Source organism: Salmonella sp. SSDFZ54 (assembly GCF_004010735.1).
Lineage (GTDB): Bacteria > Pseudomonadota > Gammaproteobacteria > Enterobacterales > Enterobacteriaceae > Salmonella > Salmonella enterica.
On record NZ_CP034819.1, the window covers coordinates 2223003 to 2249452 of the forward strand.

General features: G+C 53.0%; 16 protein-coding genes, 2 tRNA genes, 3 rRNA genes and 1 riboswitch. Of the genes, 15 read left to right on the top strand and 6 right to left on the bottom strand.

Going from position 1 to position 26450, the window contains the following annotated elements; all coding sequences use genetic code 11:
* Positions 1-46: 46 nt before the first annotated feature.
* The 3 genes from EOS97_RS11110 to argE all read right to left on the bottom strand — a co-directional run bounded on the left by EOS97_RS11110 (position 47) and on the right by argE (position 6185).
* Entirely contained in the window at positions 47-1780 is a 1734-nt protein-coding gene (locus EOS97_RS11110; protein ID WP_001192092.1) for a phosphoethanolamine transferase CptA, read from the bottom strand.
* Between the two features lie 210 nt (positions 1781-1990).
* Positions 1991-4642 carry a phosphoenolpyruvate carboxylase gene (ppc, locus tag EOS97_RS11115; protein WP_001005550.1) on the bottom strand — a complete coding sequence of 884 codons (2652 nt, stop codon included), beginning with the start codon at positions 4640-4642 and terminating at the stop codon, positions 1991-1993.
* 391 nt (positions 4643-5033) lie between these two features.
* Positions 5034-6185 carry an acetylornithine deacetylase gene (gene argE / locus EOS97_RS11125; RefSeq protein WP_000800201.1) on the bottom strand — a complete coding sequence of 384 codons (1152 nt, stop codon included), beginning with the start codon at positions 6183-6185 and terminating at the stop codon, positions 5034-5036.
* A gap of 88 nt (positions 6186-6273) precedes the next feature.
* Between argE and argC the strand changes: the two genes are divergently transcribed.
* The 4 genes from argC to oxyR all read left to right on the top strand — a co-directional run bounded on the left by argC (position 6274) and on the right by oxyR (position 10757).
* Positions 6274-7278 carry an N-acetyl-gamma-glutamyl-phosphate reductase gene (argC, locus tag EOS97_RS11130; RefSeq protein ID WP_000935337.1) on the top strand — a complete coding sequence of 335 codons (1005 nt, stop codon included), beginning with the start codon at positions 6274-6276 and terminating at the stop codon, positions 7276-7278.
* 7 nt (positions 7279-7285) lie between these two features.
* Positions 7286-8062 (top strand): acetylglutamate kinase, encoded by a 777-nt coding sequence (gene argB / locus EOS97_RS11135; RefSeq protein WP_001575262.1) that lies wholly within the window; start codon positions 7286-7288, stop codon positions 8060-8062.
* Positions 8063-8179: 117 nt separating this feature from the next.
* Positions 8180-9556, top strand: a complete 1377-nt coding sequence (gene argH / locus EOS97_RS11140; protein WP_001230048.1) for an argininosuccinate lyase — start codon at positions 8180-8182, stop codon at positions 9554-9556.
* A 283-nt stretch (positions 9557-9839) separates the two neighbouring features.
* Positions 9840-10757, top strand: a complete 918-nt coding sequence (gene oxyR / locus EOS97_RS11150) for a DNA-binding transcriptional regulator OxyR (protein ID WP_001025919.1) — start codon at positions 9840-9842, stop codon at positions 10755-10757.
* On the opposite strand, the gene sthA is transcribed toward oxyR, so the two are convergent.
* Positions 10740-12140, bottom strand: coding sequence for a Si-specific NAD(P)(+) transhydrogenase (gene sthA / locus EOS97_RS11155; protein WP_001120791.1), 1401 nt, complete (start codon positions 12138-12140; stop codon positions 10740-10742). The genes oxyR and sthA overlap by 18 nt on opposite strands.
* Positions 12141-12338: 198 nt before the next feature.
* Here sthA and fabR point away from each other — a divergent pair, with 198 nt between their 5' ends.
* Positions 12339-12974 carry an HTH-type transcriptional repressor FabR gene (gene fabR, locus EOS97_RS11160; protein WP_000971958.1) on the top strand — a complete coding sequence of 212 codons (636 nt, stop codon included), beginning with the start codon at positions 12339-12341 and terminating at the stop codon, positions 12972-12974.
* Positions 12975-12989: 15 nt separating this feature from the next.
* A complete protein-coding gene (locus tag EOS97_RS11165; protein WP_000813838.1) occupies positions 12990-13349 on the top strand; it encodes a YijD family membrane protein in 360 nt (119 codons plus the stop codon).
* Positions 13350-13395: 46 nt separating this feature from the next.
* Here EOS97_RS11165 and trmA read toward each other — a convergent pair whose 3' ends face one another.
* Complete coding sequence (gene trmA / locus EOS97_RS11170) at positions 13396-14496, bottom strand: tRNA (uridine(54)-C5)-methyltransferase TrmA (RefSeq protein WP_127836147.1); 1101 nt, start codon at positions 14494-14496, stop codon at positions 13396-13398.
* A gap of 114 nt (positions 14497-14610) precedes the next feature.
* A riboswitch (cobalamin riboswitch) is annotated at positions 14611-14804 on the top strand.
* Between the two features lie 65 nt (positions 14805-14869).
* Between trmA and btuB the strand changes: the two genes are divergently transcribed.
* The 9 genes from btuB (at position 14870) to birA (ending at position 25415) form a co-directional block, all read left to right on the top strand.
* Positions 14870-16714: a TonB-dependent vitamin B12 receptor BtuB gene (btuB, locus tag EOS97_RS11175; protein WP_000591403.1), complete on the top strand. Its 1845-nt coding sequence runs from the start codon at positions 14870-14872 to the stop codon at positions 16712-16714.
* Complete coding sequence (gene murI, locus EOS97_RS11180; protein WP_000201805.1) at positions 16659-17510, top strand: glutamate racemase; 852 nt, start codon at positions 16659-16661, stop codon at positions 17508-17510. The genes btuB and murI overlap by 56 nt, the downstream gene beginning before the upstream one ends.
* A gap of 379 nt (positions 17511-17889) precedes the next feature.
* Positions 17890-19431 (top strand): 16S ribosomal RNA (locus EOS97_RS11185).
* 69 nt (positions 19432-19500) lie between these two features.
* Positions 19501-19577, top strand: a tRNA-Ile gene (locus EOS97_RS11190).
* Positions 19578-19688: 111 nt separating this feature from the next.
* Positions 19689-19764: transfer RNA gene (locus EOS97_RS11195), tRNA-Ala, on the top strand.
* 182 nt (positions 19765-19946) lie between these two features.
* Positions 19947-23037 (top strand): 23S ribosomal RNA (locus tag EOS97_RS11200).
* Positions 23038-23130: 93 nt separating this feature from the next.
* Positions 23131-23246: ribosomal RNA gene (rrf, locus tag EOS97_RS11205) — 5S ribosomal RNA — on the top strand.
* The 16S, 23S and 5S rRNA genes sit together here with 2 tRNA genes alongside, the layout of an rRNA operon.
* A gap of 181 nt (positions 23247-23427) precedes the next feature.
* On the top strand, positions 23428-24456 hold the full coding sequence (gene murB, locus EOS97_RS11215; RefSeq protein ID WP_000149798.1) for a UDP-N-acetylmuramate dehydrogenase: 1029 nt from the start codon (positions 23428-23430) through the stop codon (positions 24454-24456).
* Positions 24453-25415, top strand: a complete 963-nt coding sequence (gene birA / locus EOS97_RS11220; protein WP_000655746.1) for a bifunctional biotin--[acetyl-CoA-carboxylase] ligase/biotin operon repressor BirA — start codon at positions 24453-24455, stop codon at positions 25413-25415. The genes murB and birA overlap by 4 nt, the downstream gene beginning before the upstream one ends.
* 34 nt (positions 25416-25449) lie before the next feature.
* Here the strand turns inward: birA and coaA are convergent, their stop codons facing one another.
* Positions 25450-26400: a type I pantothenate kinase gene (gene coaA, locus EOS97_RS11225; RefSeq protein ID WP_000023068.1), complete on the bottom strand. Its 951-nt coding sequence runs from the start codon at positions 26398-26400 to the stop codon at positions 25450-25452.
* Positions 26401-26450: the final 50 nt, after the last annotated feature.

Here is a 26450-nt window from a genome sequence, read left to right on the forward strand (position 1 = left end):
GAACGCCAGGCCCGATAAGCGTTAGCGTTATCGGGCAACATACAGGCTATTGATTGCCGACCTGATCGCCATACGGCAACGTATCATAATCAATCAGCGCGTTTTTCTTATACGGGTTGCCAATCCAGCGCGTGGTCTCTTTGAACTGCGGGTTGGTGATGGAACGCGTCGGGTCGTAGCCATCATAGGTCAGGCCCGCTAAGTCCGACCAGGTATGGATAAGCTCGGAACTGCTGTACTTACGATCGACATCCTGTGAGAAGTCGCGCGGATGCGCCGCCTGCCATTTCTCTGAGGTCCACAGCAGGAACGGCACCGTATACATATGACGGGTTGGCGAATCTTCGTTTCGTCCCTGCGTCTTATGCGGCGGCGTGTCATACACTTCTTCACCGTGGTCGGAGAAGTAGAGCAGGAAACCGTTCGGATCGGTCGCTTTATAGTCCTTAATCAGGCTGGCGACAACATAGTCGTTATACAGGTTCGCGTTGTCGTAATCGTTATACGACTCCAGTTCGTCGCTGCTTAATCCCGGCGGAACATGGTCGGTTTTACCATCAAACTTGCCCTGGTTTTCTGGATAGCGGAACTTGTATTTAATATGCGTTCCCAGCAGATGCACAATAATGAATTTTTTCGGCGCCGGGTCGGCTAACACCGCTTTAAACGGCGCCAGCACGTTGCTGTCATATTCGCGCGCGCTTTGAGTGCGCTGCTGGTTCATATAGAACTGCTTATCAGTCTGCTTAGAGAACACGGTCAGCATGGTATTACGCGCCGTCATCGTCTGCTGGTTAGTGATCCAGAAGGTTTTATACCCGGCCTGTTTCATCATATTCATCAGCGATGGCTTCGTCAGATACCAGTCCGGGTTCTTTTCGTCCGCGAACGTTAGCGCCTGTTGCAGGATCTCAATGGTGTACGGTCGCGAAGTTACCACATTATTAAACACGGTCAGCCCGGGGTCGGTTTTATGCAGCGCGTCCAGTTCCGGCGTGGTTTCGCGCGGATAACCGTACAGACTCATACGGCCACGCTGGGTCGATTCGCCAATCACCAGTACCAGTGTGCGCGGCGCATCGCCGGAGTGGTCCTGGAAGTTAGCCAGCGGCGGCAGGGCATCGTTTTCATTCAGCAGTTTATTCAGCGAGGCGAGCTGTAAACGGTACTGATAGTAGCCAGTAATAAATTGCCACGGCGCGGCGGGCTCCATTCGTGACGCCAGGCTATCCAGCGTTTTCTCCATCGACTTATGCTTGATAAAGGTATTCATCGCGATGGGATGGAGGATCAGCCCGTACAGCAGGGCAAACGACACCAGATAGCGCCAGGGGGATGGAATATAAACAGGGCGCAGACGTGTCCACAGCAGAATCGCCGCTACCGTATAAGCCAGCGCGACAAGAACAATTTTCAGACTGAAATATTGGCTTAAATATTCGCTGGCTTCATTGGCGTTGGTTTCAAACATCACAAACAGCACGCTTTGCGAGAACTCCTGCCCGTAGATTACGTAATAGCTCAGTGCCGCCAGCGAGGCGGCCCAAAGTACGACGCCAATAACGGCAGCAATAACCCGGATGCGGCCTGGAAACAGAAAGACCGGGATCAGCCACAGTGAGCTGTACAGTAGCGAATCCCGCAGACCGTTTGTCCCACTGTATCCGGTGAGATAAATAATGGCCTGCAGGAGGGTGGAAAAGAACCAAAAGTAGAGCAGTGCCCAGCCCAGGGCTTTCCAGCTAAACGCGGGTTTAGTCTGGAGTAATGTGGATTGCATAATGAGAGCCTGTCTTTAATCGTAGCGCCAAACGTAACGCCTGAACCTTAAAAGAATCTGAAGCAAACCTGCTTTATGCCGCACGTTTTGCTAAGAAAGATTTACAAATGCATAAAATGCAGACAGGAATATATTGAAAAAATGACGAGGATGACAGCAGTATTTCATGCCGCCCCCACATAACTGCGTGAGGGCGGCTTTCTTTTGGCGTTAGCCGGTGTTGCGCATACCGGCGGCGACGCCCGCAATCGTGACCATCAACGCCTGTTCGACGCGAGGATCGGGCGATTTGCCCTGCTCTTCAGTCAGACGGGAACGATACAGCAACTCGGCCTGCAACACGTTTAATGGATCGGTATAAACGTTTCTTAACTGAATGGACTCCGCAATCCACGGTAAGTCGGCCATCAGGTGCGAATCGTTGGCAATCGCCAGCACCACTTTAATGTCTTCTTCCAGCAGGTCTCGTAGCTCTTTGCCCAGCGGCCATAGCGTTTTCGCCACCAGACGCTGATCGTAATAGTCGGCCAGCCACAGGTCGGCTTTTGAGAACACCATTTCCAGCATCCCAAGACGCGTGGAGAAGAACGGCCAGTCGCGGCACATGGCTTCCAGTTCGCTTTGTTTACCGTCTTCCACCACTTTTTGCAGCGCAGTACCCGCGCCCAGCCAGGCTGGCAGCATCAGGCGGTTTTGCGTCCAGGCGAAGATCCACGGAATCGCGCGCAGCGATTCGACGCCGCCAGTTGGACGACGTTTCGCCGGACGTGAGCCGAGCGGCAATTTGCCCAGCTCTTGTTCCGGCGTCGCGGAGCGGAAGTACGGTACAAAGTCTTTATTTTCGCGCACGTAGCCGCGGTAGGTTTCACAGGAGATGACGGAAAGCTCATCCATAATATGACGCCAGCTGTCTTTCGGTTCCGGCGGCGGCAGCAGGTTTGCTTCCAGAATTGCGCTGGTGTAGAGCGACAGGCTGCTGACGGTGACTTCCGGCAGGCCGTATTTGAAGCGGATCATCTCGCCCTGCTCGGTCACGCGCAGACCGCCTTTCAGACTGCCTGGCGGTTGCGAAAGCAGCGCCGCGTGGGCTGGCGCGCCGCCACGGCCAATAGAGCCGCCGCGGCCGTGGAAGAGGGTGAGCTCGATGCCGGCTTTTTCACAGGTTTTAATCAGGGCGTCCTGCGCCTGATACTGCGCCCATGACGCGGCCATAACGCCGGCGTCTTTCGCCGAGTCGGAGTAGCCGATCATGACCATCTGCTTACCCTGAATCAGCCCGCGATACCAGTCGATATTCAACAACTGGGTCATCACGTCGTCGGCGTTGTTCAGGTCGTCGAGGGTTTCAAACAGCGGCGCGACTGGCATGGCAAAGCCGATACCTGCCTCTTTCAGCAGCAGATGCACAGCCAGCACATCAGACGGCGTTTTCGCCATTGAAATTACGTAGGCGGCGATCGACCCTTTTGGCGCTTCGGCAATAACCTTGCAGGTTTCAAGCACTTCGCGGGTATCGTTGCTCGGCTCCCAGTTACGCGGCAGCAGCGGACGTTTGGAGTTCAGCTCGCGGATCAGGAAGGCCTGCTTGTCGGCTTCCGACCAGCTTTCGTAGTCGCCAATACCGAGGTAGCGGGTAATTTCGCCCAGCGCTTCGGTATGGCGGGTGCTCTCCTGACGGATATCAATACGCACCAGCGGTACGCCGAAACACTTCACGCGGCGGAGCGTGTCGAGTAACTCGCCGTTGGCGATAATGCCCATGCCGCAGGCCTGTAACGACTGGTAGCAGGCGTACAGAGGTTCCCAGAGCTGCTCGTTTTGCGTCAGCAGGCCAGCCGGTTTGGGCAGCTTCTCGCCTTTCAGACGCGCTTCCAGCCAGGACTGGGTCGCCATCAGACGGGCGCGCAATTTTTTCATCAGGTAGCGATACGGCTCAGACGCGCCTTCTTCGCCCACTAACGCCAGCAGCTTCGGCGTGGCGTCGACCATCGACAGTTCTGATACCAGAACATGAATGTCTTTCAGGAACAGATCGGTGGCTTTCCAGCGGCTTAACAAGAGTACGTGGCGGGTGATATCCGCCGTCACGTTCGGGTTGCCGTCACGGTCGCCGCCCATCCAGGAGGTAAAACGTACCGGCACAAAATCCACCGGCAATTTGTAGCCGAGATTTTCTTCCAGCTGTTCGTTCAGTTCACGCAGATAGTTAGGTACGCCCTGCCACAGGCTGTTCTCAACCACGGCGAAGCCCCATTTGGCTTCATCCACCGGGCTTGGGCGCTGCTTGCGGATCTCATCCGTATGCCAGGATTGGGCAATCAACTGGCGCAGGCGACGCATCACCTGGTGACGTTCGTAGTCGGCGATATCGGTATTATCAAGCTGTTTCAGACAGTTGTTGATTTCACCCATCTTGTGAATAAGCGTACGGCGGGTAATTTCTGTCGGGTGGGCGGTTAACACCAACTCCAGAGACAGCGACTCTACCGCTTTTTTGATGGTTGCGTCGTTGAGGTCCGGTTGGTTTTTCAGTTTACGCAGAGTGCGGGCAATCACTTCCGGGTTGCTGGCGGCTTCGCCTTTTGGCGAAATGCTGTGGTATTGCTCGGCAGTATTGGCCAGGTTCAGGAACTGACTAAACGCGCGCGCAACTGGCAGCAGCTCGTCATTAGACAAATTTTGTAGCGTGGTGAGCAGCTCCTGGCGATTAGCTTCATTGCCGGCGCGTGAAGATTTGGATAGCTTACGGATTGTTTCTACGCGATCAAGAATGTGTTCTCCCAGCGCATCCTTGATGGTTTCTCCCAGCACCTTGCCGAGCATACTGACATTACTACGCAACGCGGAATATTGTTCGTTCATATGATCCCAGACACCCCATCTCTGTTGTAATTGTCCTGCATCTTTCACGCTGCGGCGGCGTTGGCTGCGCTCTCCCACCCAGGTCACTTACTTATGTAAGCTCCCTGGGATGTGCTCGTTTGCCGTCTTGCCGCAACGCGAAATCTTTCGGACCAAGCTTTTTCACATCACTTCTCATCTTTATAAAGCCACGTAAAACCCGTGGCGTCAATTACTGCGAAATCGGTTCAGCAAACGAAAAAATGGCGGTAATTTATTAAAGTTAATTCGCATCGTGCCAAATAAGAAATGCTTATGAACATGTGGCGTAGAGATGCCGGATGGCGCTGCGCTTATCCGGCCTACAAGACGGGGTAGGCCCGGTAAACATCGCGTCACCGGGCAATATGCATTAATGCCAGCAAAAATGGTGTACTACCTGGGTAATCAATTCCCGGGTTGGCTTAATAAAACGCGTTTCGAGATATTCATCCGGCTGATGCGCCTGATTAATTGAGCCCGGACCAAGCACCAGCGTTGGGCATAATGTCTGCATAAACGGCGCTTCAGTACAGTAGTTCACCACGTCGGTTTTCGTTCCCAACAGTTTTTCTACTACTTCAACCAGTTGGTGGTCCGGTGGACACTCATAACCTGGAATCGGCGGATGTAATTCCGCCACCGTCAGGCGGCCCGGCCAGCGTTCGCTTACCGGGGCCAGCGCGTCGTTAAGCAGTCCATTAAGGTCGTTTAACGTCATGCCCGGCAGTGGACGAATATCCATATGCAATTCGCAGCAGGCGCAGATACGATTTGAGGCATCGCCGCCGTGAATATGGCCCAGATTCAGCGTTGGATACGGAACGGTAAACGCCTCGTAGTGATACCGCGCTTTCAGCGAGTCACGCAGTTGCATGATGTGGCCAATCGCATCGTGCATCAGTTCAATGGCGTTAACCCCACGCGCCGGGTCGCTGGAATGACCGGACTGCCCCAGGACGCGAACGACATTAGAGATATGCCCTTTGTGCGCGCGTATCGGTTGCAACGACGTCGGTTCGCCAATGATCGCGCAGTCCGGACGTAATGCCGTGGTTTCGGAAAAATAACGCGCCCCCGCCATGCTGGTCTCTTCATCGGCGGTCGCCAGAATGTAGAGCGGCTTTTTCAACTTTGTGACGTCAACGTCACGTAGCGCGTCCAGAATAAAAGCGAAGAAGCCTTTCATATCCGCAGTGCCCAGGCCATAGAGCTTATTGTCGTGCTCGGTCAGCGTGAACGGGTCGCGCGTCCAGCGTCCGTCATCAAAGGGAACCGTGTCGGTATGGCCGGTCAGCAGCAAACCGCCCGCGCCATGTCCGGTGCTGGCGAGCATATTAAATTTGTTTCGCGTTCCTGGAACCGGCTGAACCTCTACGTTGAAACCAAGATCCCTGAACCAGCCTGCAAGCAAAGTGATTAAAGACGCATTACTTTGATCCAGGGATTCTTCGGTTGCGCTTATCGACGGTGTGGCAATCAGAGCGCGGTAAATCTCGATAAATGGCGGTAAAACGTTTTTCATTGTTGACACACCTCAGGTCATGATAGTATCAATATTCATGCATTAATTATGAATAAAAATACATTAACGTTGAGCATAAAGGAACCCGATGTTGAATACGCTGATTGTAGGCGCTAGCGGTTATGCGGGCGCAGAGCTTGTAAGCTACGTAAATCGCCACCCACATATGACCATAACCGCTTTGACCGTCTCAGCGCAAAGCAATGATGCAGGAAAGTTAATTTCTGATTTACATCCGCAGTTAAAAGGGATTGTCGACCTGCCATTGCAACCGATGTCGGATGTACGTGACTTTAGCGCAGATGTTGATGTGGTGTTCCTGGCGACAGCGCATGAAGTGAGCCACGATCTGGCGCCGCAGTTTTTACAGGCCGGATGCGTCGTATTCGATCTTTCCGGCGCGTTTCGGGTAAACGATCGCGCCTTCTATGAAAAGTACTACGGATTTACTCATCAGTATCCTGAGCTGCTGGAGCAGGCGGTGTACGGTCTGGCGGAGTGGAATGCCGATAAACTGAACACGGCGAATCTGATTGCGGTTCCTGGTTGCTATCCAACCGCAGCGCAGTTGTCGCTAAAACCGCTGATTGACGGCGGGCTTCTGGATCTGACGCAGTGGCCGGTAATTAATGCCACCAGCGGAGTGAGCGGCGCGGGGCGCAAAGCGGCAATATCGAACAGTTTCTGTGAAGTGAGTTTGCAACCGTATGGCGTGTTTACGCATCGTCATCAGCCGGAAATCACCGCCCATCTGGGCGCGGAGGTCATCTTCACCCCGCATCTGGGGAATTTCCCGCGCGGGATTCTGGAAACCATTACCTGCCGCCTGAAAGCGGGAGTAACCCATGCGCAGGTCGCCGACGTGTTGCAAAAAGCCTATGGCGACAAACCGCTGGTGCGCCTGTATGACAAAGGCGTTCCGGCGTTAAAGAACGTCGTCGGGCTGCCGTTCTGCGATATTGGTTTTGCCGTCCAGGGCGAACATCTGATTGTGGTGGCAACCGAAGACAACTTGTTGAAAGGCGCAGCGGCGCAGGCGGTGCAGTGCGCTAATATTCGTTTTGGCTTCGCTGAAACGCAGTCTCTTATTTAAGGGTGAAATGATGAATCCATTAATTATCAAGCTGGGTGGCGTATTACTGGATAGCGAAGAGGCTCTGGAACGTCTTTTTACCGCGCTGGTCAACTATCGTGAGTCCCATCAGCGTCCGCTGGTGATTGTTCACGGCGGCGGTTGCGTGGTGGATGAGCTGATGAAAGGGCTGAATTTGCCAGTGAAAAAGAAAGACGGCCTGCGCGTGACGCCTGCCGATCAGATTGGCATCATTACCGGCGCGCTGGCGGGAACCGCTAACAAGACTCTGCTGGCCTGGGCGAAGAAACACCATATCGCCTCTGTTGGTCTGTTTCTGGGCGATGGCGACAGCGTAAACGTGACCCAACTCGATGAAGCGTTAGGCCACGTCGGGCTGGCGCAGCCGGGGTCGCCGAAGCTGATTAACATGCTGCTGGAAAACGGTTTTCTGCCGGTGGTCAGCTCCATTGGCGTAACAGACGACGGCCAACTGATGAACGTCAACGCCGATCAGGCGGCAACCGCGCTGGCGGCGACGCTGGGGGCCGATCTGATCCTGCTTTCCGACGTGAGCGGTATTCTGGACGGCAAAGGCCAGCGTATCGCCGAAATGACGGCGTCCAAAGCCGAGCAGCTTATCGACCAGGGCATTATTACCGACGGGATGATTGTGAAAGTGAATGCGGCTCTCGATGCTGCGCGGGCGCTGGGTCGCCCGGTGGATATCGCTTCCTGGCGTCATGCGGAACAATTGCCTGCACTGTTTAACGGCACGCCGATTGGCACGCGTATTCTGGCTTAACTATTTGTTCGCCCGATGGCGGCTGCGCCTTATCGGGCCTACGTGAACAGAAATTGTAAGCCGGATAAGCGTAGCGCTATCCGGCAGTGAAATTCGAAGAATTTAAGGAAGTCTATTATGGCACTTTGGGGTGGGCGTTTTACACAGGCGGCAGACCAGCGGTTTAAACAATTCAATGATTCGTTGCGCTTCGATTACCGTCTGGCGGAGCAGGATATTGTCGGTTCTGTGGCCTGGTCCAAAGCATTGGTCACGGTAGGCGTACTGACTGCCGATGAGCAACGACAGTTGGAAGAAGCGCTGAACGTGCTGCTGGAAGAGGTTCGCGCGAATCCGCAGCAAATCCTGCAAAGCGATGCGGAAGATATCCATAGCTGGGTGGAAGGTAAGCTCATCGACAAAGTGGGTCAGTTGGGTAAAAAGCTGCACACCGGGCGCAGCCGTAACGATCAGGTGGCGACGGACCTGAAACTGTGGTGCAAAGAGACGGTGAGGGAACTGCTTACCGCTAACCGCCAGCTACAGAGCGCGCTGGTGGAAACCGCGCAGGCGAACCAGGACGCGGTAATGCCGGGATATACCCATCTGCAACGCGCGCAGCCGGTGACTTTCGCCCACTGGTGTCTCGCGTATGTCGAAATGCTGGCGCGCGATGAAAGCCGCCTGCAGGACACGCTTAAACGTCTGGACGTGAGTCCGCTAGGTTGCGGCGCGTTGGCGGGAACGGCCTATGAAATTGACCGTGAACAATTGGCAGGCTGGCTGGGCTTTGCGTCTGCGACCCGCAACAGCCTGGACAGCGTGTCCGATCGTGACCACGTACTGGAACTGCTTTCTGATGCGGCTATCGGCATGGTGCATCTGTCACGCTTCGCGGAAGATCTGATTTTCTTTAATTCTGGTGAAGCGGGTTTTGTAGAGCTTTCTGACCGCGTGACTTCCGGTTCATCGTTAATGCCGCAGAAGAAAAACCCGGACGCGCTGGAGCTGATTCGCGGTAAGTGCGGTCGCGTACAAGGGGCGCTAACCGGCATGATGATGACTTTAAAAGGTCTGCCGCTGGCGTATAACAAAGATATGCAGGAAGACAAAGAAGGGCTGTTCGATGCGCTCGATACCTGGCTTGACTGCCTGCATATGGCGGCGTTAGTGCTGGACGGTATTCAGGTGAAACGCCCACGTTGTCAGGACGCGGCGCAACAGGGGTATGCCAACGCCACGGAGCTGGCGGATTACCTGGTCGCGAAAGGCGTGCCGTTCCGTGAAGCGCACCATATTGTCGGCGAAGCGGTGGTAGAAGCTATTCGCCAGGGTAAGCCGCTGGAAGCGTTGCCGCTGGCCGATTTACAGAAATTCAGCCGCGTGATTGGCGACGATGTGTATCCGATATTGTCTTTGCAGTCGTGTCTGGATAAACGGGCGGCAAAAGGCGGCGTTTCTCCGCAGCAGGTGGCGCAGGCCATCGACGATGCCAGGGCGCGCCTCGCGTTGTAGGCCTTATAAGCGTAACGCTATCAGGTAATACTGCCCGGCCGAGCATCAGCGACGCCGGGCTTTTTTACGCAAAAAAAAGCGGACCAGAGGTCCGCAAAAGTTCACGTTGGCTTTAGTTATTTCGGGTTCGAGAGATACCCTCTGAACGGGCGGTGTCTTCAAGGGTTAAACGAGAAACCGCTCCGTTCTGTGATGTATTATTAATCAGAAAGGTTGATAGGGATAATCGTTCGTTGCTATGCTACCTATCGCCATGAACTATCGTGGTGACGGAGGATGAATAATGAATATTCGTGATCTTGAATATCTGGTGGCGTTAGCCGAACATCGCCATTTCCGGCGAGCGGCGGACTCCTGTCACGTCAGCCAGCCAACCCTTAGTGGGCAAATACGTAAGCTGGAAGATGAGCTGGGCGTTATGCTGCTGGAGCGTACGAGCCGTAAAGTGCTGTTTACCCAGGCGGGCTTACTGCTGGTGGATCAGGCGCGTACCGTACTGCGTGAGGTCAAGGTGCTCAAGGAGATGGCAAGCCAACAAGGCGAGACGATGTCCGGCCCGCTGCATATTGGTTTAATCCCAACGATTGGTCCCTATTTGCTGCCGCTTATCATTCCAATGTTGCACCAGACTTTCCCGAAGCTGGAAATGTATCTGCATGAGGCGCAAACGCATCAGCTGTTAGCGCAACTCGATAGCGGCAAGCTTGACTGCGCTATTCTGGCGCTGGTGAAAGAGAGCGAGGCGTTTATCGAAGTGCCGCTGTTTGATGAGCCCATGATGCTGGCTATTTATGAGGATCATCCGTGGGCGAATCGCGATCGCGTGCCGATGTCCGATCTGGCGGGCGAGAAATTGCTGATGCTGGAAGATGGCCACTGTCTGCGCGATCAGGCGATGGGGTTCTGTTTTGAAGCGGGAGCGGATGAAGATACCCATTTCCGGGCGACCAGTCTGGAAACGCTGCGCAACATGGTAGCGGCGGGCAGTGGTATTACACTACTTCCCGCGCTGGCCGTACCGCAGGAGCGTAAGCGCGACGGCGTGGTTTATCTGCCATGCATTAAGCCGGAGCCGCGTCGTACCGTGGGGCTGGTTTATCGCCCGGGATCGCCGCTGCGTAGCCGTTATGAGCAACTGGCAGAGGCCATCCGTGGCGCAATGGATGGCCATTTCGACAAGGCGTTAAAACAGGCGGTTTAAGCCGTTCAACGCCGCAACCCGATAAGCTTCCGCCATGGTTGGGTAGTTAAAGGTGGTGTTAACGAAGTATTCGATAGTGTTACCGCCACCTTTCTGCTCCATGATCGCCTGGCCGATATGAATAATTTCGGCGGCGCGTTCGCCAAAGCAGTGAATCCCCAGAATTTCTTTGGTTTCGCGGTGGAAGAGAATTTTTAGCGTGCCGACGTTCATGCCGACGATTTGCGCTCGCGCCAGATGCTTAAACTGCGCGCGGCCCACTTCGTAAGGCACTTTCATTGCCGTTAACTGTTGCTCGGTTTTGCCGACAGAACTGATTTCCGGAATGGTATAAATCCCGGTGGGGATATCTTCGATAAGATGCGCGGTCGCTTCGCCTTTCACCAGCGCCTGCGCTGCAATACGCCCCTGATCGTAGGCGGCGGAGGCCAGACTGGGATAGCCAATCACGTCGCCCACCGCATAGACGTGCGGCAGGGCGGTCTGGTACATACTGTTGACTTTGAGCTGTCCACGGCTATCTGTTTCCAGACCAATATTCTCCAGCGCCAGCGAATCGGTGTTACCGGTACGGCCATTAGCATAGAGCAGGCAGTCAGCCTTCAGTTTTTTGCCGGATTTCAGGTGCATGATGACGCCATCATCGCAGCCTTCGATTTTCTCATACTCTTCATTGTGGCGAATAACCACGCCGCTATTCCAGAAATGGTAAGAGAGAGAGTCGGACATCTCCTGATCGAGAAAGGCCAGCAGGCGATCGCGGGTGTTGATCAGATCCACTTTCACATCCATACCGCGGAAGATGGACGCATATTCGCAGCCGATAACGCCAGCGCCGTAAATAATAACGTGGCGCGGTTCATGGTGGAGACTCAGGATTGAGTCGCTGTCATAAATGCGCGGATGCGAGAAATCCACATCACTGGGATGGTAAGGACGCGAACCACAGGCAATAACAAATTTTTCTGCCGTCAGGGTTTCAACCGTGCCGTCATGGCATTCCAGCGCCAGGGTATGTTCGTCAATAAAATGGGCGTTGCCCTGCAAGATTTCACAGTGGTTACGCTCATAAAACCCCTGACGCATACGCGTTTGTTGATTAATCACGTTATCGGCATGATTAAGGATATCGGCGAAAGAAGAACGAAGAAGACGGGAGTGGTCGCTATAGAGCGGGTTTTGATTAAATTCAATAATGCGGCTGACGGCGTGGCGAAGGGCTTTGGATGGGATGGTGCCCCAGTGGGTACATCCGCCGCCAACGTTATGATAACGTTCAATCACCGCGACGCGTGCTCCTTGCTTAACCAGACCCATTGCAGCGCCTTCACCGCCGGGGCCTGACCCTATGACGACTGCATCATAATCCCAGGAATGTGGCATGGTATTACTCACCTGTTTTTATACATAAAATAAACACGATGATAACATTTGCCCAGCTTTAACCCAATTATCGTTGTGCTTTTTTGCGAAGCCGGAGCACAAACTGTCTGTAAACAATCATTCACAATCCAGTGTGAACCCGTTACTTTTATTCTCTGGTATAGTGCCGAATAAGGCATATGGAAGGATTCAGACATTGTGATGGGTGTTAGAGCGCAACAAAAAGAAAAAACCCGGCGTTCGCTGGTGGAAGCCGCATTCAGCCAACTGAGCGCTGAGCGGAGTTTCGCCAGCCTGAGTTTGCGTGAGGTGGCGCGTGAAGCGGGCATTGCGCCAACGTCGTTTTACCGTCATTTTCGCGATGTCGATGAACTCGGTCTGACGATGGTGGATGAAAGCGGTCTGATGCTGCGTCAGTTGATGCGTCAGGCGCGGCAGCGCATCGCGAAAGGCGGCAGCGTCATTCGCACGTCGGTCTCCACATTTATGGAGTTTATCGGCAACAACCCCAACGCCTTCCGTCTGTTGTTGCGCGAGCGTTCCGGCACTTCAGCGGCGTTTCGTGCCGCCGTCGCGCGGGAGATTCAGCATTTTATTGCGGAACTTGCCGACTATCTGGAACTCGAAAACCATATGCCGCGCGCGTTTACTGAAGCCCAGGCCGAAGCGATGGTAACTATTGTCTTTAGCGCGGGCGCAGAGGCGTTGGACATCGGCGCTGAACAGCGTCGGCAATTAGAAGAGCGGCTGGTATTGCAACTGCGCATGATTGCGAAAGGGGCGTATTACTGGTATCGCCGTGAGCAAGAGAAAATAGCACATCATTCCGAATAACGTGAAGGACGAGTAATGAAACAGTCAGGTCAAGATAAAGGTACGCTGTTGCTGGCGCTCATCGCTGGCTTATCGATTAACGGCACATTCGCGGCGCTGTTTAGCGCTATTGTGCCGTTCTCCGTATTCCCGGTTATCTCGCTGGTGCTGACGGTATATTGCCTGCATCAGCGCTACCAAAATCGTACTATGCCGGTAGGTTTGCCGGGGTTGGCCGCCGCCTGTTTCATCCTTGGCGTTTTACTGTATAGCACCGTGGTGCGTGCAGAATATCCGGATATTGGTTCTAATTTCTTCCCGGCGGTGCTGTCGGTGATTCTGGTATTCTGGATTGGCTTTAAGCTGCGTAACCGCAAGCAGGACACCGCAGAGTAGTGTGCGAAGGCCGGATGGCGGTATAACCGGCCATCCGACGTACATTTTACCTTGCGGTGAGTAATACCCCGCATTCCATATGATGTGTATACGGGAACTGATCGAATAGCGCCAGGCGAGACACCGTGTGCGTCTGGCTTAACGTTTCCAGGTTTTTGCACAACGTTTCCGGATTGCAGGAAATGTACAGAATATGTGGATAAGCCTGCACCATTTTTTCCGTTTCGCTGTCCAGACCGCTGCGCGGCGGATCGACAAAAATGGTTTCGCACTGATAGCGCTTCAGGTCGATCCCCTGCAGGCGGTTAAACTCACGAACGCCATTCATCGCCTGGGTAAACTCTTCCGCCGCCATGCGAATAATTTGCACATTATCAATATGATTAGCGGCAATATTGTACTGTGCGGCAGCGACGGACGGTTTGGCGATTTCGGTTGCCAGCACGCGGTCAAAATTGCGCGCCAGCGCTAAAGAAAAATTGCCGTTGCCGCAATACAACTCAAGCAGATCGCCTTTTGAGTCTTTCGTCACCTCCAGCGCCCACTCTAACATCTGAATATTCATGGCGGCGTTTGGCTGCGTAAAGCTGTTTTCGACCTGGCGGTAGATCATCTCTTTACCTGCCACAGGCAGACGCTCATCAATATAATCCTGATCCAATTCGATTTTAGTTTTAGTGGCCCGGCCAATCAGGAGTACGTTCAGACCTTGTGCGCGTAAAGCATCGCGTAACGCAGTGGCGGCTTCACGCCACTCTTCGTCCAGCTTCTTATGGTACAGCAACGACACTACCGCCTGGTTGCTCAAGGTCGTGAGATAATCGATCTGGAACAGCTTATGCCGCAGCGCATGATTATCGCGCACGCCAGCAATCATCGCCTTCATTAAGGTATTAATCAGTTGGCTGGCCGCCGGGAAGGTGTCAACGCGAATGCGGCTTTTGGTCTGCTGATCAAACATAATGTGGTACAGGTCATCGCCGTCATGCCACAGGCGAAATTCCGCACGCATACGATAGTGACTGACCGGCGAGCGAAATACTTCCGGAACCAGGCCAGAAAACGGCGCCATCATACTCTGCAAGCGCGCCACTTTTTCGGCCAGCTGCGCCTCATACTGTTCTGTCGGAAGATGTTCGGGGGTCATATCGCATCCTGAATAATAAAAGTACGCGGGGATTGTAGGGATTGCTCAGTGGATGTCCAGCTATTGATGATTTCTGATTTGTGATGCGCGGTCTGGACAGGGTGTTGTGACAGACGGTAGCATCCGTGGGCCGGTCCTGTGAGTTAATAGGGAATCCAGTGAAAATCTGGAGCTGACGCGCAGCGGTAAGGAAAGGTGAGATGAGAGCGTAAGCAGACACTGCCTCCGGCGGGAAGTCATCATTTCTGCTATCCAGTCAACGGATAACCCTCCAAGCCCGAAGACCTGCCGGCTAACGTCGCATCTGGTTTTTCATCATCGCGTACTATCGATGAAGCCTGCGGCATCCTTCTTATATTGTGGATGCTTTACAATGATTAAAAAAGCTACGCTGCTGACGGCGTTCTCCGTCACGGCCTTTTCCGCTTGGGCGCAGGACACTAGCCCGGATACCCTGGTTGTCACCGCCAACCGTTTTCAGCAGCCGCGCAGCGCGGTTCTGGCGCCCGTTACCATCGTGACGCGTCAGGATATTGAACGCTGGCAATCGACCTCCGTAAATGATGTTCTGCGCCGTTTGCCTGGCGTCGATATTGCGCAGAGCGGCGGCGCCGGACAAAACTCCTCCATTTTCATTCGCGGCACCAACTCCAGCCATGTACTGGTATTGATTGACGGCGTGCGTCTGAATTTAGCAGGCGTGAGCGGGTCCGCCGATCTCAGCCAGTTCCCGGTGTCGCTGGTACAGCGCATTGAATATATTCGCGGTCCGCGCTCCGCTATTTATGGTTCCGATGCTATCGGCGGCGTAGTGAATATCATTACGACGCGCGATAACCCAGGCACAGAATTAACCGCTGGATGGGGAAGCAATAGCTACCAGAATTACGACATCTCGACGCAACAGCAACTTGGCGAAAACACGCGGGCGACGTTGATCGGCGATTACGAATACACCAAAGGGTTTGACGTGGTAGCGAAAGGCGGTACCGGGATGCAGGCGCAGCCTGACCGGGACGGCTTTTTGAGTAAAACGCTTTATGGCGCGTTAGAGCATACCTTTTCTGATCGCTGGAGCGGATTCGTGCGTGGTTATGGCTATGATAACCGTACCGATTACGACGCTTATTACTCGCCGGGCTCGCCGCTGATTGATACACGCAAACTTTATAGCCAAAGCTGGGACGCCGGGCTGCGCTTTAATGGCGAACGTATTCAGTCTCAGCTGGTTTCAAGCTATAGCCACAGTAAAGATTACAACTATGATCCGCACTATGGCCGGTATGATACCTCCGCCACGCTGGATGAGATGAAACAGTACAATGTTCAATGGACCAACAGTGTGGTCGTGGGGCACGGTAATGTTGGGGCGGGCGTAGACTGGCAGAAGCAGACTACCACGCCAGGTACCGGCTATGTGCCCGAGGGATATGACCAGCGTAATACCGGGGTTTACCTGACAGGATTACAACAGTTGGGTGACTTCACTCTGGAAGCGGCGGCGCGCAGTGATGACAACTCCCAGTTTGGCCGTCATGGTACATGGCAAACCAGCGCAGGATGGGAGTTTATAGAAGGTTATCGCTTTATTGCCTCCTACGGAACCTCCTACAAAGCGCCTAATTTGGGCCAACTGTATGGTTATTACGGTAATCCGAACCTGAATCCTGAAAAGAGTAAACAGTGGGAAGGCGCATTTGAAGGGCTAACCGCTGGCGTCAGCTGGCGTATTTCAGGTTATCGTAACGATATTAATGACATGATCGATTATGACGATCATCTGCAAAAATATTACAACGAAGGTAAGGCGCGCATTAAAGGTATTGAGGCGACGGCGAATTTCGATACCGGACCGTTAACGCATACGGTCAGTTATGATTACGTTGATGCGCGTAATGCGATTACCGATACGCCATTACCGCGGCGTTCCAAACAGATGGCAAAATATCAACTTGACTGGGACGTTTACGATTTTGACTGGGGGGTGACATATCAATACCTTGGTTCCCGCTATGATTCGGATTACTCCGCTTACCCATACCGGACGGTAAAAATGGGCGGCGTCAGTTTATGGGATCTTACGGTTGCATATCCGGTCACCTCACATCTGACAGTTCGTGGTAAAATAGCCAACCTGTTCGACAAAGATTACGAGACAGTTTATGGCTACCAAACTGCAGGACGAGAATACACCTTGTCTGGCAGCTACACCTTCTGAACCACGTCCCACCGTGCTGGTATTTGATTCCGGCGTCGGTGGATTGTCGGTCTATGATGAGATTCGGCGGCTCCTGCCGGATCTCCACTATATATATGCTTTCGATAACGTGGCTTTCCCCTACGGGGAAAAGAGCGAAACGTTTATCGTTGAGCGCGTTGTCGAGATTGTGACCGCGGTACAGCAGCGCTATCCCCTTTCACTGGCGGTGATTGCCTGTAATACCGCCAGTACGGTCTCACTTCCCGCATTACGTGAAAAGTTTGCCTTCCCGGTGGTGGGCGTTGTGCCTGCGATTAAACCAGCGGCGCGGCTGACCGCAAATGGCGTCGTCGGGCTACTGGCGACGAGAGCCACGGTCAAACGTCCTTATACTCACGAGCTGATTGCGCGCTTCGCCAATGAATGTCAGATAGCGATGTTGGGGTCGGCAGAACTGGTGGAACTGGCGGAAGCTAAACTACATGGCGACTCGGTATCGCTGGAAGAGCTGCGCCGCATATTACGCCCATGGCTACGAATGCCGGAGCCGCCTGACACGGTCGTTCTGGGGTGTACGCATTTCCCTCTATTACGGGACGAGCTTTTGCAAGTCCTGCCTGAAGGGACGCGGTTAGTGGATTCCGGCGCGGCGATAGCGCGTCGTACAGCCTGGCTGTTGGAACATGAAGCGCCGGATGCGAAATCAACCGATGCCAATATTGCTTATTGCATGGCAATGACGCCAGGAGCTGAACAATTATTACCCGTTTTACAGCGTTATGGCTTTGAAACGCTCGAAAAACTGCCGGTTTAATGGCGTTTTGGGTAAATACCAGGCACTTGAGAAATTATTTTAAATTTCCTCTTGTCAGGCAGAAATAACTCCCTATAATGCGCCACCACTGACACGGAACAACGGCACACAGGCCGCCGGGTCAGTGGGGTTCAGACCAGAACCTCACGGAGAAAAGCGAAAATAAACGCTTGACTCTGAAGCGGGAAAGCGTAATATGCACACCCCGCGCCGCTGAGAAAAAGCGAAGCGGCACTGCTCTTTAACAATTTATCAGACAATCTGTGTGGGCACTCGAAGATACGGATTCTTGACGTCGCAAGACGAAAAATGAATACCAAGTCTCAAGAGTGAACACGTAATTCATTACGAAGTTTAATTCTTTGAGCATCAAACTTTTAAATTGAAGAGTTTGATCATGGCTCAGATTGAACGCTGGCGGCAGGCCTAACACATGCAAGTCGAACGGTAACAGGAAGCAGCTTGCTGCTTCGCTGACGAGTGGCGGACGGGTGAGTAATGTCTGGGAAACTGCCTGATGGAGGGGGATAACTACTGGAAACGGTGGCTAATACCGCATAACGTCGCAAGACCAAAGAGGGGGACCTTCGGGCCTCTTGCCATCAGATGTGCCCAGATGGGATTAGCTTGTTGGTGAGGTAACGGCTCACCAAGGCGACGATCCCTAGCTGGTCTGAGAGGATGACCAGCCACACTGGAACTGAGACACGGTCCAGACTCCTACGGGAGGCAGCAGTGGGGAATATTGCACAATGGGCGCAAGCCTGATGCAGCCATGCCGCGTGTATGAAGAAGGCCTTCGGGTTGTAAAGTACTTTCAGCGGGGAGGAAGGTGTTGTGGTTAATAACCACAGCAATTGACGTTACCCGCAGAAGAAGCACCGGCTAACTCCGTGCCAGCAGCCGCGGTAATACGGAGGGTGCAAGCGTTAATCGGAATTACTGGGCGTAAAGCGCACGCAGGCGGTCTGTCAAGTCGGATGTGAAATCCCCGGGCTCAACCTGGGAACTGCATTCGAAACTGGCAGGCTTGAGTCTTGTAGAGGGGGGTAGAATTCCAGGTGTAGCGGTGAAATGCGTAGAGATCTGGAGGAATACCGGTGGCGAAGGCGGCCCCCTGGACAAAGACTGACGCTCAGGTGCGAAAGCGTGGGGAGCAAACAGGATTAGATACCCTGGTAGTCCACGCCGTAAACGATGTCTACTTGGAGGTTGTGCCCTTGAGGCGTGGCTTCCGGAGCTAACGCGTTAAGTAGACCGCCTGGGGAGTACGGCCGCAAGGTTAAAACTCAAATGAATTGACGGGGGCCCGCACAAGCGGTGGAGCATGTGGTTTAATTCGATGCAACGCGAAGAACCTTACCTGGTCTTGACATCCACAGAAGAATCCAGAGATGGATTTGTGCCTTCGGGAACTGTGAGACAGGTGCTGCATGGCTGTCGTCAGCTCGTGTTGTGAAATGTTGGGTTAAGTCCCGCAACGAGCGCAACCCTTATCCTTTGTTGCCAGCGGTTAGGCCGGGAACTCAAAGGAGACTGCCAGTGATAAACTGGAGGAAGGTGGGGATGACGTCAAGTCATCATGGCCCTTACGACCAGGGCTACACACGTGCTACAATGGCGCATACAAAGAGAAGCGACCTCGCGAGAGCAAGCGGATCTCATAAAGTGCGTCGTAGTCCGGATTGGAGTCTGCAACTCGACTCCATGAAGTCGGAATCGCTAGTAATCGTGGATCAGAATGCCACGGTGAATACGTTCCCGGGCCTTGTACACACCGCCCGTCACACCATGGGAGTGGGTTGCAAAAGAAGTAGGTAGCTTAACCTTCGGGAGGGCGCTTACCACTTTGTGATTCATGACTGGGGTGAAGTCGTAACAAGGTAACCGTAGGGGAACCTGCGGTTGGATCACCTCCTTACCTTAAAGAACTGTTCTTTGCAGTGCTCACACAGATTGTCTGATGAAAAACGAGCAGTAAAACCTCTACAGGCTTGTAGCTCAGGTGGTTAGAGCGCACCCCTGATAAGGGTGAGGTCGGTGGTTCAAGTCCACTCAGGCCTACCAAATTTTCCCTGAATACTGCGTTGTGAAATAACTCACATACTGATGTATGCTTCGTTATTCCACGCCTTGTCTCAGGAAAAATTATCGGTAAAGAGGTTCTGACTACACGATGGGGCTATAGCTCAGCTGGGAGAGCGCCTGCTTTGCACGCAGGAGGTCTGCGGTTCGATCCCGCATAGCTCCACCATCTCGTGAGTGTTTACGAAAAAATACTTCAGAGTGTACCTGAAAGGGTTCACTGCGAAGTTTTGCTCTTTAAAAATCTGGATCAAGCTGAAAATTGAAACACAGAACAACGAAAGTTGTTCGTGAGTCTCTCAAATTTTCGCAACACGACGATGAATCGCGAGAAACATCTTCGGGTTGTGAGGTTAAGCGACTAAGCGTACACGGTGGATGCCCTGGCAGTCAGAGGCGATGAAGGGCGTGCTAATCTGCGATAAGCGCCGGTAAGGTGATATGAACCGTTATAACCGGCGATACCCGAATGGGGAAACCCAGTGTGATTCGTCACACTATCATTAACTGAATCCATAGGTTAATGAGGCGAACCGGGGGAACTGAAACATCTAAGTACCCCGAGGAAAAGAAATCAACCGAGATTCCCCCAGTAGCGGCGAGCGAACGGGGAGGAGCCCAGAGCCTGAATCAGCATGTGTGTTAGTGGAAGCGTCTGGAAAGGCGCGCGATACAGGGTGACAGCCCCGTACACAAAAGCGCATGTGCTGTGAGCTCGATGAGTAGGGCGGGACACGTGGTATCCTGTCTGAATATGGGGGGACCATCCTCCAAGGCTAAATACTCCTGACTGACCGATAGTGAACCAGTACCGTGAGGGAAAGGCGAAAAGAACCCCGGCGAGGGGAGTGAAAAAGAACCTGAAACCGTGTACGTACAAGCAGTGGGAGCCCCACCACTAAGCCAGTGGTGAACTCCACATACGCATCCTTTGCTGAGGATACGGTTAACGGAGCGAAAGCGACGTTCAACCTCAAAAGAAGCAGAGGGGGCTTAGTGGTGGGGTGACTGCGTACCTTTTGTATAATGGGTCAGCGACTTATATTCTGTAGCAAGGTTAACCGAATAGGGGAGCCGGAGGGAAACCGAGTCTTAATTGGGCGTTAAGTTGCAGGGTATAGACCCGAAACCCGGTGATCTAGCCATGGGCAGGTTGAAGGTTGGGTAACACTAACTGGAGGACCGAACCGACTAATGTTGAAAAATTAGCGGATGACCTGTGGCTGGGGGTGAAAGGCCAATCAAACCGGGAGATAGCTGGTTCTCCCCGAAAGCTATTTAGGTAGCGCCTCGTGAATTCATCTCCGGGGGTAGAGCACTGTTTCGGCTAGGGGGCCATCCCGGCTTACCAACCCGATGCAAACTGCGAATACCGGAGAATGTTATCACGGGAGACACACGGCGGGTGCTAACGTCCGTCGTGAAGAGGGAAACAACCCAGACCGCCAGCTAAGGTCCCAAAGTCATGGTTAAGTGGGAAACGATGTGGGAAGGCCCAGACAGCCAGGATGTTGGCTTAGAAGCAGCCATCATTTAAAGAAAGCGTAATAGCTCACTGGTCGAGTCGGCCTGCGCGGAAGATGTAACGGGGCTAAACCATGCACCGAAGCTGCGGCAGCGAACGTATCACCCAAGACAACTTTACGGAGTTAACGATTGACGGAGCGAAGCGACGTCAAAGCGTTCATTAAAGTCGAGTTGGCTTAGGGATACGTTCGTTGGGTAGGGGAGCGTTCTGTAAGCCTGTGAAGGTGGCCTGTGAGGGTTGCTGGAGGTATCAGAAGTGCGAATGCTGACATAAGTAACGATAAAGCGGGTGAAAAGCCCGCTCGCCGGAAGACCAAGGGTTCCTGTCCAACGTTAATCGGGGCAGGGTGAGTCGACCCCTAAGGCGAGGCCGAAAGGCGTAGTCGATGGGAAACGGGTTAATATTCCCGTACTTGGTGTTACTGCGAAGGGGGGACGGAGAAGGCTATGTTGGCCGGGCGACGGTTGTCCCGGTTTAAGCGTGTAGGTGTGTGTTCCAGGTAAATCCGGTTCACTTTAACACTGAGGCGTGACGACGAGGCACTACGGTGCTGAAGCAACAAATGCCCTGCTTCCAGGAAAAGCCTCTAAGCATCAGGTAACATCAAATCGTACCCCAAACCGACACAGGTGGTCAGGTAGAGAATACCAAGGCGCTTGAGAGAACTCGGGTGAAGGAACTAGGCAAAATGGTGCCGTAACTTCGGGAGAAGGCACGCTGACACGTAGGTGAAGTGATTTACTCATGGAGCTGAAGTCAGTCGAAGATACCAGCTGGCTGCAACTGTTTATTAAAAACACAGCACTGTGCAAACACGAAAGTGGACGTATACGGTGTGACGCCTGCCCGGTGCCGGAAGGTTAATTGATGGGGTCAGCGCAAGCGAAGCTCCTGATCGAAGCCCCGGTAAACGGCGGCCGTAACTATAACGGTCCTAAGGTAGCGAAATTCCTTGTCGGGTAAGTTCCGACCTGCACGAATGGCGTAATGATGGCCAGGCTGTCTCCACCCGAGACTCAGTGAAATTGAACTCGCTGTGAAGATGCAGTGTACCCGCGGCAAGACGGAAAGACCCCGTGAACCTTTACTATAGCTTGACACTGAACATTGAGCCTTGATGTGTAGGATAGGTGGGAGGCTTTGAAGTGTGGACGCCAGTCTGCATGGAGCCGACCTTGAAATACCACCCTTTAATGTTTGATGTTCTAACGTGGACCCGTGATCCGGGTTGCGGACAGTGTCTGGTGGGTAGTTTGACTGGGGCGGTCTCCTCCTAAAGAGTAACGGAGGAGCACGAAGGTTGGCTAATCCTGGTCGGACATCAGGAGGTTAGTGCAATGGCATAAGCCAGCTTGACTGCGAGCGTGACGGCGCGAGCAGGTGCGAAAGCAGGTCATAGTGATCCGGTGGTTCTGAATGGAAGGGCCATCGCTCAACGGATAAAAGGTACTCCGGGGATAACAGGCTGATACCGCCCAAGAGTTCATATCGACGGCGGTGTTTGGCACCTCGATGTCGGCTCATCACATCCTGGGGCTGAAGTAGGTCCCAAGGGTATGGCTGTTCGCCATTTAAAGTGGTACGCGAGCTGGGTTTAGAACGTCGTGAGACAGTTCGGTCCCTATCTGCCGTGGGCGCTGGAGAACTGAGGGGGGCTGCTCCTAGTACGAGAGGACCGGAGTGGACGCATCACTGGTGTTCGGGTTGTCATGCCAATGGCACTGCCCGGTAGCTAAATGCGGAAGAGATAAGTGCTGAAAGCATCTAAGCACGAAACTTGCCCCGAGATGAGTTCTCCCTGAGACTTAGAGTCTCCTGAAGGAACGTTGAAGACGACGACGTTGATAGGCCGGGTGTGTAAGCGCAGCGATGCGTTGAGCTAACCGGTACTAATGAACCGTGAGGCTTAACCTTACAACGCCGAAGATGTTTTGGCGGATGAGAGACGATTTTCAGCTCAGATTCAGATTACATCAGAACGTAAAAACGGTCTGATAACAGAATTTGCCTGGCGGCACTAGCGCGGTGGTCCCACCTGACCCCATGCCGAACTCAGAAGTGAAACGCCGTAGCGCCGATGGTAGTGTGGGGTCTCCCCATGCGAGAGTAGGGAACTGCCAGGCATCAAATAAAACGAAGGGCCCTGTCGGAAGACAGGGCCTTTTGTTTTATCTGTAGTCTGCCGGATGGCGGCTCCGCCTTATCCGGCCTACAGGGACGCGCCGATCCACCCTCAATATAACCACAAGCCTTCCCAACACAGATACGGTAAACTATTGCCGATTGAGTATCAGGAAAGCAGCCATGACCCACTCCCTAAAACCCTGGAATACCTTCGGCATTGATCATTGTGCAAAGCACATCGTATGCGCTGAAAACGAACAACAACTACTGAGCGCCTGGCAGCAAGCAACTCGTGAGGGACTGCCGGTTATGATCCTGGGTGAAGGAAGCAATGTCCTGTTTCTGGAAAATTACGCCGGCACCGTGATCCTTAACCGCCTGAAAGGCATTGAGGTCAATGAAACCGCGGACGCCTGGCACCTACACGTCGGCGCAGGCGAAAACTGGCATCAACTTGTTCGCTACGCGCTGGACAACAACATGCCCGGCCTGGAGAATCTGGCGCTCATCCCTGGCTGCGTTGGTTCCTCGCCTATACAGAATATTGGCGCGTATGGCGTAGAACTACAGCGCGTCTGCGACTACGTTGACTGCGTTGAACTGGAAACGGGAAAACGTCTGCGTTTGTCCGCGGCGGAATGCCGTTTCGGCTATCGTGACAGTATCTTCAAAAATGAATATCAGGATCGCGTTGCGATCGTCGCGGTGGGTCTGCGTTTGTCAAAGCAATGGCAGCCGGTGTTGACCTATGGCGATCTTACTCGTCTGGACCCGAAAACGGTCACCGCGCAACAGGTGTTTGATGCTGTATGCCATATGCGCACCACAAAATTGCCGGATCCTAAAGTGAATGGCAATGCGGGCAGCTTTTTTAAAAATCCCGTTGTCGCAGCCGATATCGCTATGGAACTGTTAGAGCGATTTCCCAACGCGCCGCATTACCCTCAGGCAGACGGCTCAGTGAAGCTGGCGGCAGGCTGGCTGATAGATCAATGTCAGTTGAAAGGCGTCACCATTGGCGGCGCTGCGGTGCATCGCCAACAGGCGCTGGTATTGATTAATGCGAATGATGCGACAAGTAAAGATGTGGTGGCGCTGGCGCATCATGTCCGGCAAAAAGTGGGTGAAAAATTTAATGTCTGGCTGGAGCCTGAGGTTCGCTTTATTGGTCAGTTCGGAGAGGTGAACGCAGTGGAGAGCATTGCATGAAAGATACTACCGTTCCCCTGACGCTGATCTCACTACTTGCCGACGGAGAGTTTCACTCAGGCGAGCAGTTGGGTGAACGGCTGGGAATGAGCCGCGCGGCGATTAATAAACATATCCAGACATTACGCGACTGGGGAGTAGATGTATTTACCGTTCCGGGGAAAGGATATAGCTTGCCGGAACCCATTCAGTTACTGGATGCTGACCGTATTCATAGCCAACTGGATAGCGGAAACGTGGCGGTATTGCCCGTTATCGATTCAACCAATCAGTATTTACTTGATCGAATTGGCGAGCTGCGCTCAGGCGATGCCTGTGTAGCAGAATACCAACAGGCAGGGCGTGGTCGTCGCGGGCGTAAATGGTTCTCACCGTTTGGCGCGAATCTATATCTTTCAATGTACTGGCGTCTGGAGCAGGGGCCTGCGGCGGCAATAGGCTTGAGTCTGGTCATTGGAATTGTGATGGCGGAAGTGCTGCGTGAACTGGGCGCAGATAAAGTTCGTGTGAAGTGGCCTAACGACCTCTACCTGCTGGATCGCAAACTGGCGGGTATTCTGGTCGAGTTAACCGGTAAAACGGGCGATGCCGCACAAATAGTGATTGGCGCTGGTATTAACATGGCAATGCGTCGCGTAGAAGAGGACGTGATAAATCAGGGATGGATCACACTACAAGAGGCCGGAATTACGCTCGACCGCAATATGCTGGCCGCAAAGCTGATTTATAAGTTACGTGCTGCGCTTGAGCTTTTTGAGCAAGAAGGTCTTTCTCCTTATCTTTCGCGCTGGAAAAAACTGGATAATTTTATTGATCGTCCGGTAAAACTAATTATTGGCGACAAAGAAATATTTGGTATTTCTCGCGGCATTGATACTCAGGGCGCATTATTGCTTGAACAGGATGGTGTGATTAAACCCTGGATGGGTGGAGAAATATCGCTGCGAAGCGCCGAATAGTAAAAAGGGGGAGTCGGTACTCCCCTTTTTTCTGTTATTTCCGCAATCTTACCTGTTCCACCGCATGGTTAGCGCTCTTGGTCATAATAAGGCTGGCACGTTCTCGCGTGGGTAATATATTTTGCTTTAAATTCAACCAGTTAATTTCTTTCCAAAGCGAAGCTGCTGTATTAACAGCTTCTTCTTTAGATAATTTCGCATAATTGTGGAAATAAGAGTCAGGATCGGTAAACGCCCCTTCGCGGAATTTCAGGAAGCGATTGATATACCACGTCTGAAGAAGTTCTTCTGGCGCATCAACGTAAATAGAGAAATCAACGAAATCAGAGACAAATACATGGTGCGGATCGTGAGGATAATCCATACCGCTTTGTAAAACATTCAAACCTTCAAGAATCAATATATCAGGCTGAGCGACGGTTTTATCCCCTTCAGGAATAACATCGTAAATCAAATGAGAATAGACTGGCGCCGTCACGTTCGGTACGCCCGACTTGAGGTCAGAAACGAATTTCACCAGTCGGTGCATATCATACGATTCGGGGAACCCCTTTTTCTTCATTAACCCGCGTTCTTTCAACACCTGATTTGGGTGGAGGAAGCCGTCTGTGGTAATCAATTCAACACGGCGGTGTTCCGGCCAGCGACTCAGCAACGCTTGCAGAACGCGTGCTGTCGTGCTTTTACCCACTGCGACACTGCCCGCGATACTGATGATGTAAGGGATTCGCTGGCCGTTAGTGCCCAGAAACTGTTCCAGGACAGCCTGACGACGCAGATTTGAACTGATATAGAAATTTAGCAAACGGGAGAGAGGTAAATATATTTCTGCAACTTCTTCCAGCGATAAATCTTCATTAATGCCTTTTAACTGCGCGATCTCATCCTCGGTCAGGGTCATCGGCACAGAATCGCGAAGCGCAGCCCACTGGCTGCGATCAAACTGTAGGTAAGGCGTCATTAACGATTGCTCTTTTATACTCATAAGCATGTTTCTGGCTGCTATTGCTACATCAGTTCAGCGATGAACGAGGG

Coding starts and splice junctions, on each gene's coding strand:
- EOS97_RS11110 (WP_001192092.1), bottom strand. CDS start 1,780: ATGCAATCCACATTACTCCAGACTAAACCCGCGTTTAGCTGGAAAGCC.
- ppc (WP_001005550.1), bottom strand. CDS start 4,642: ATGAACGAACAATATTCCGCGTTGCGTAGTAATGTCAGTATGCTCGGC.
- argE (WP_000800201.1), bottom strand. CDS start 6,185: ATGAAAAACGTTTTACCGCCATTTATCGAGATTTACCGCGCTCTGATT.
- argC (WP_000935337.1), top strand. CDS start 6,274: ATGTTGAATACGCTGATTGTAGGCGCTAGCGGTTATGCGGGCGCAGAG.
- argB (WP_001575262.1), top strand. CDS start 7,286: ATGATGAATCCATTAATTATCAAGCTGGGTGGCGTATTACTGGATAGC.
- argH (WP_001230048.1), top strand. CDS start 8,180: ATGGCACTTTGGGGTGGGCGTTTTACACAGGCGGCAGACCAGCGGTTT.
- oxyR (WP_001025919.1), top strand. CDS start 9,840: ATGAATATTCGTGATCTTGAATATCTGGTGGCGTTAGCCGAACATCGC.
- sthA (WP_001120791.1), bottom strand. CDS start 12,140: ATGCCACATTCCTGGGATTATGATGCAGTCGTCATAGGGTCAGGCCCC.
- EOS97_RS11165 (WP_000813838.1), top strand. CDS start 12,990: ATGAAACAGTCAGGTCAAGATAAAGGTACGCTGTTGCTGGCGCTCATC.
- trmA (WP_127836147.1), bottom strand. CDS start 14,496: ATGACCCCCGAACATCTTCCGACAGAACAGTATGAGGCGCAGCTGGCC.
- btuB (WP_000591403.1), top strand. CDS start 14,870: ATGATTAAAAAAGCTACGCTGCTGACGGCGTTCTCCGTCACGGCCTTT.
- murI (WP_000201805.1), top strand. CDS start 16,659: ATGGCTACCAAACTGCAGGACGAGAATACACCTTGTCTGGCAGCTACA.
- murB (WP_000149798.1), top strand. CDS start 23,428: ATGACCCACTCCCTAAAACCCTGGAATACCTTCGGCATTGATCATTGT.
- birA (WP_000655746.1), top strand. CDS start 24,453: ATGAAAGATACTACCGTTCCCCTGACGCTGATCTCACTACTTGCCGAC.
- coaA (WP_000023068.1), bottom strand. CDS start 26,400: ATGAGTATAAAAGAGCAATCGTTAATGACGCCTTACCTACAGTTTGAT.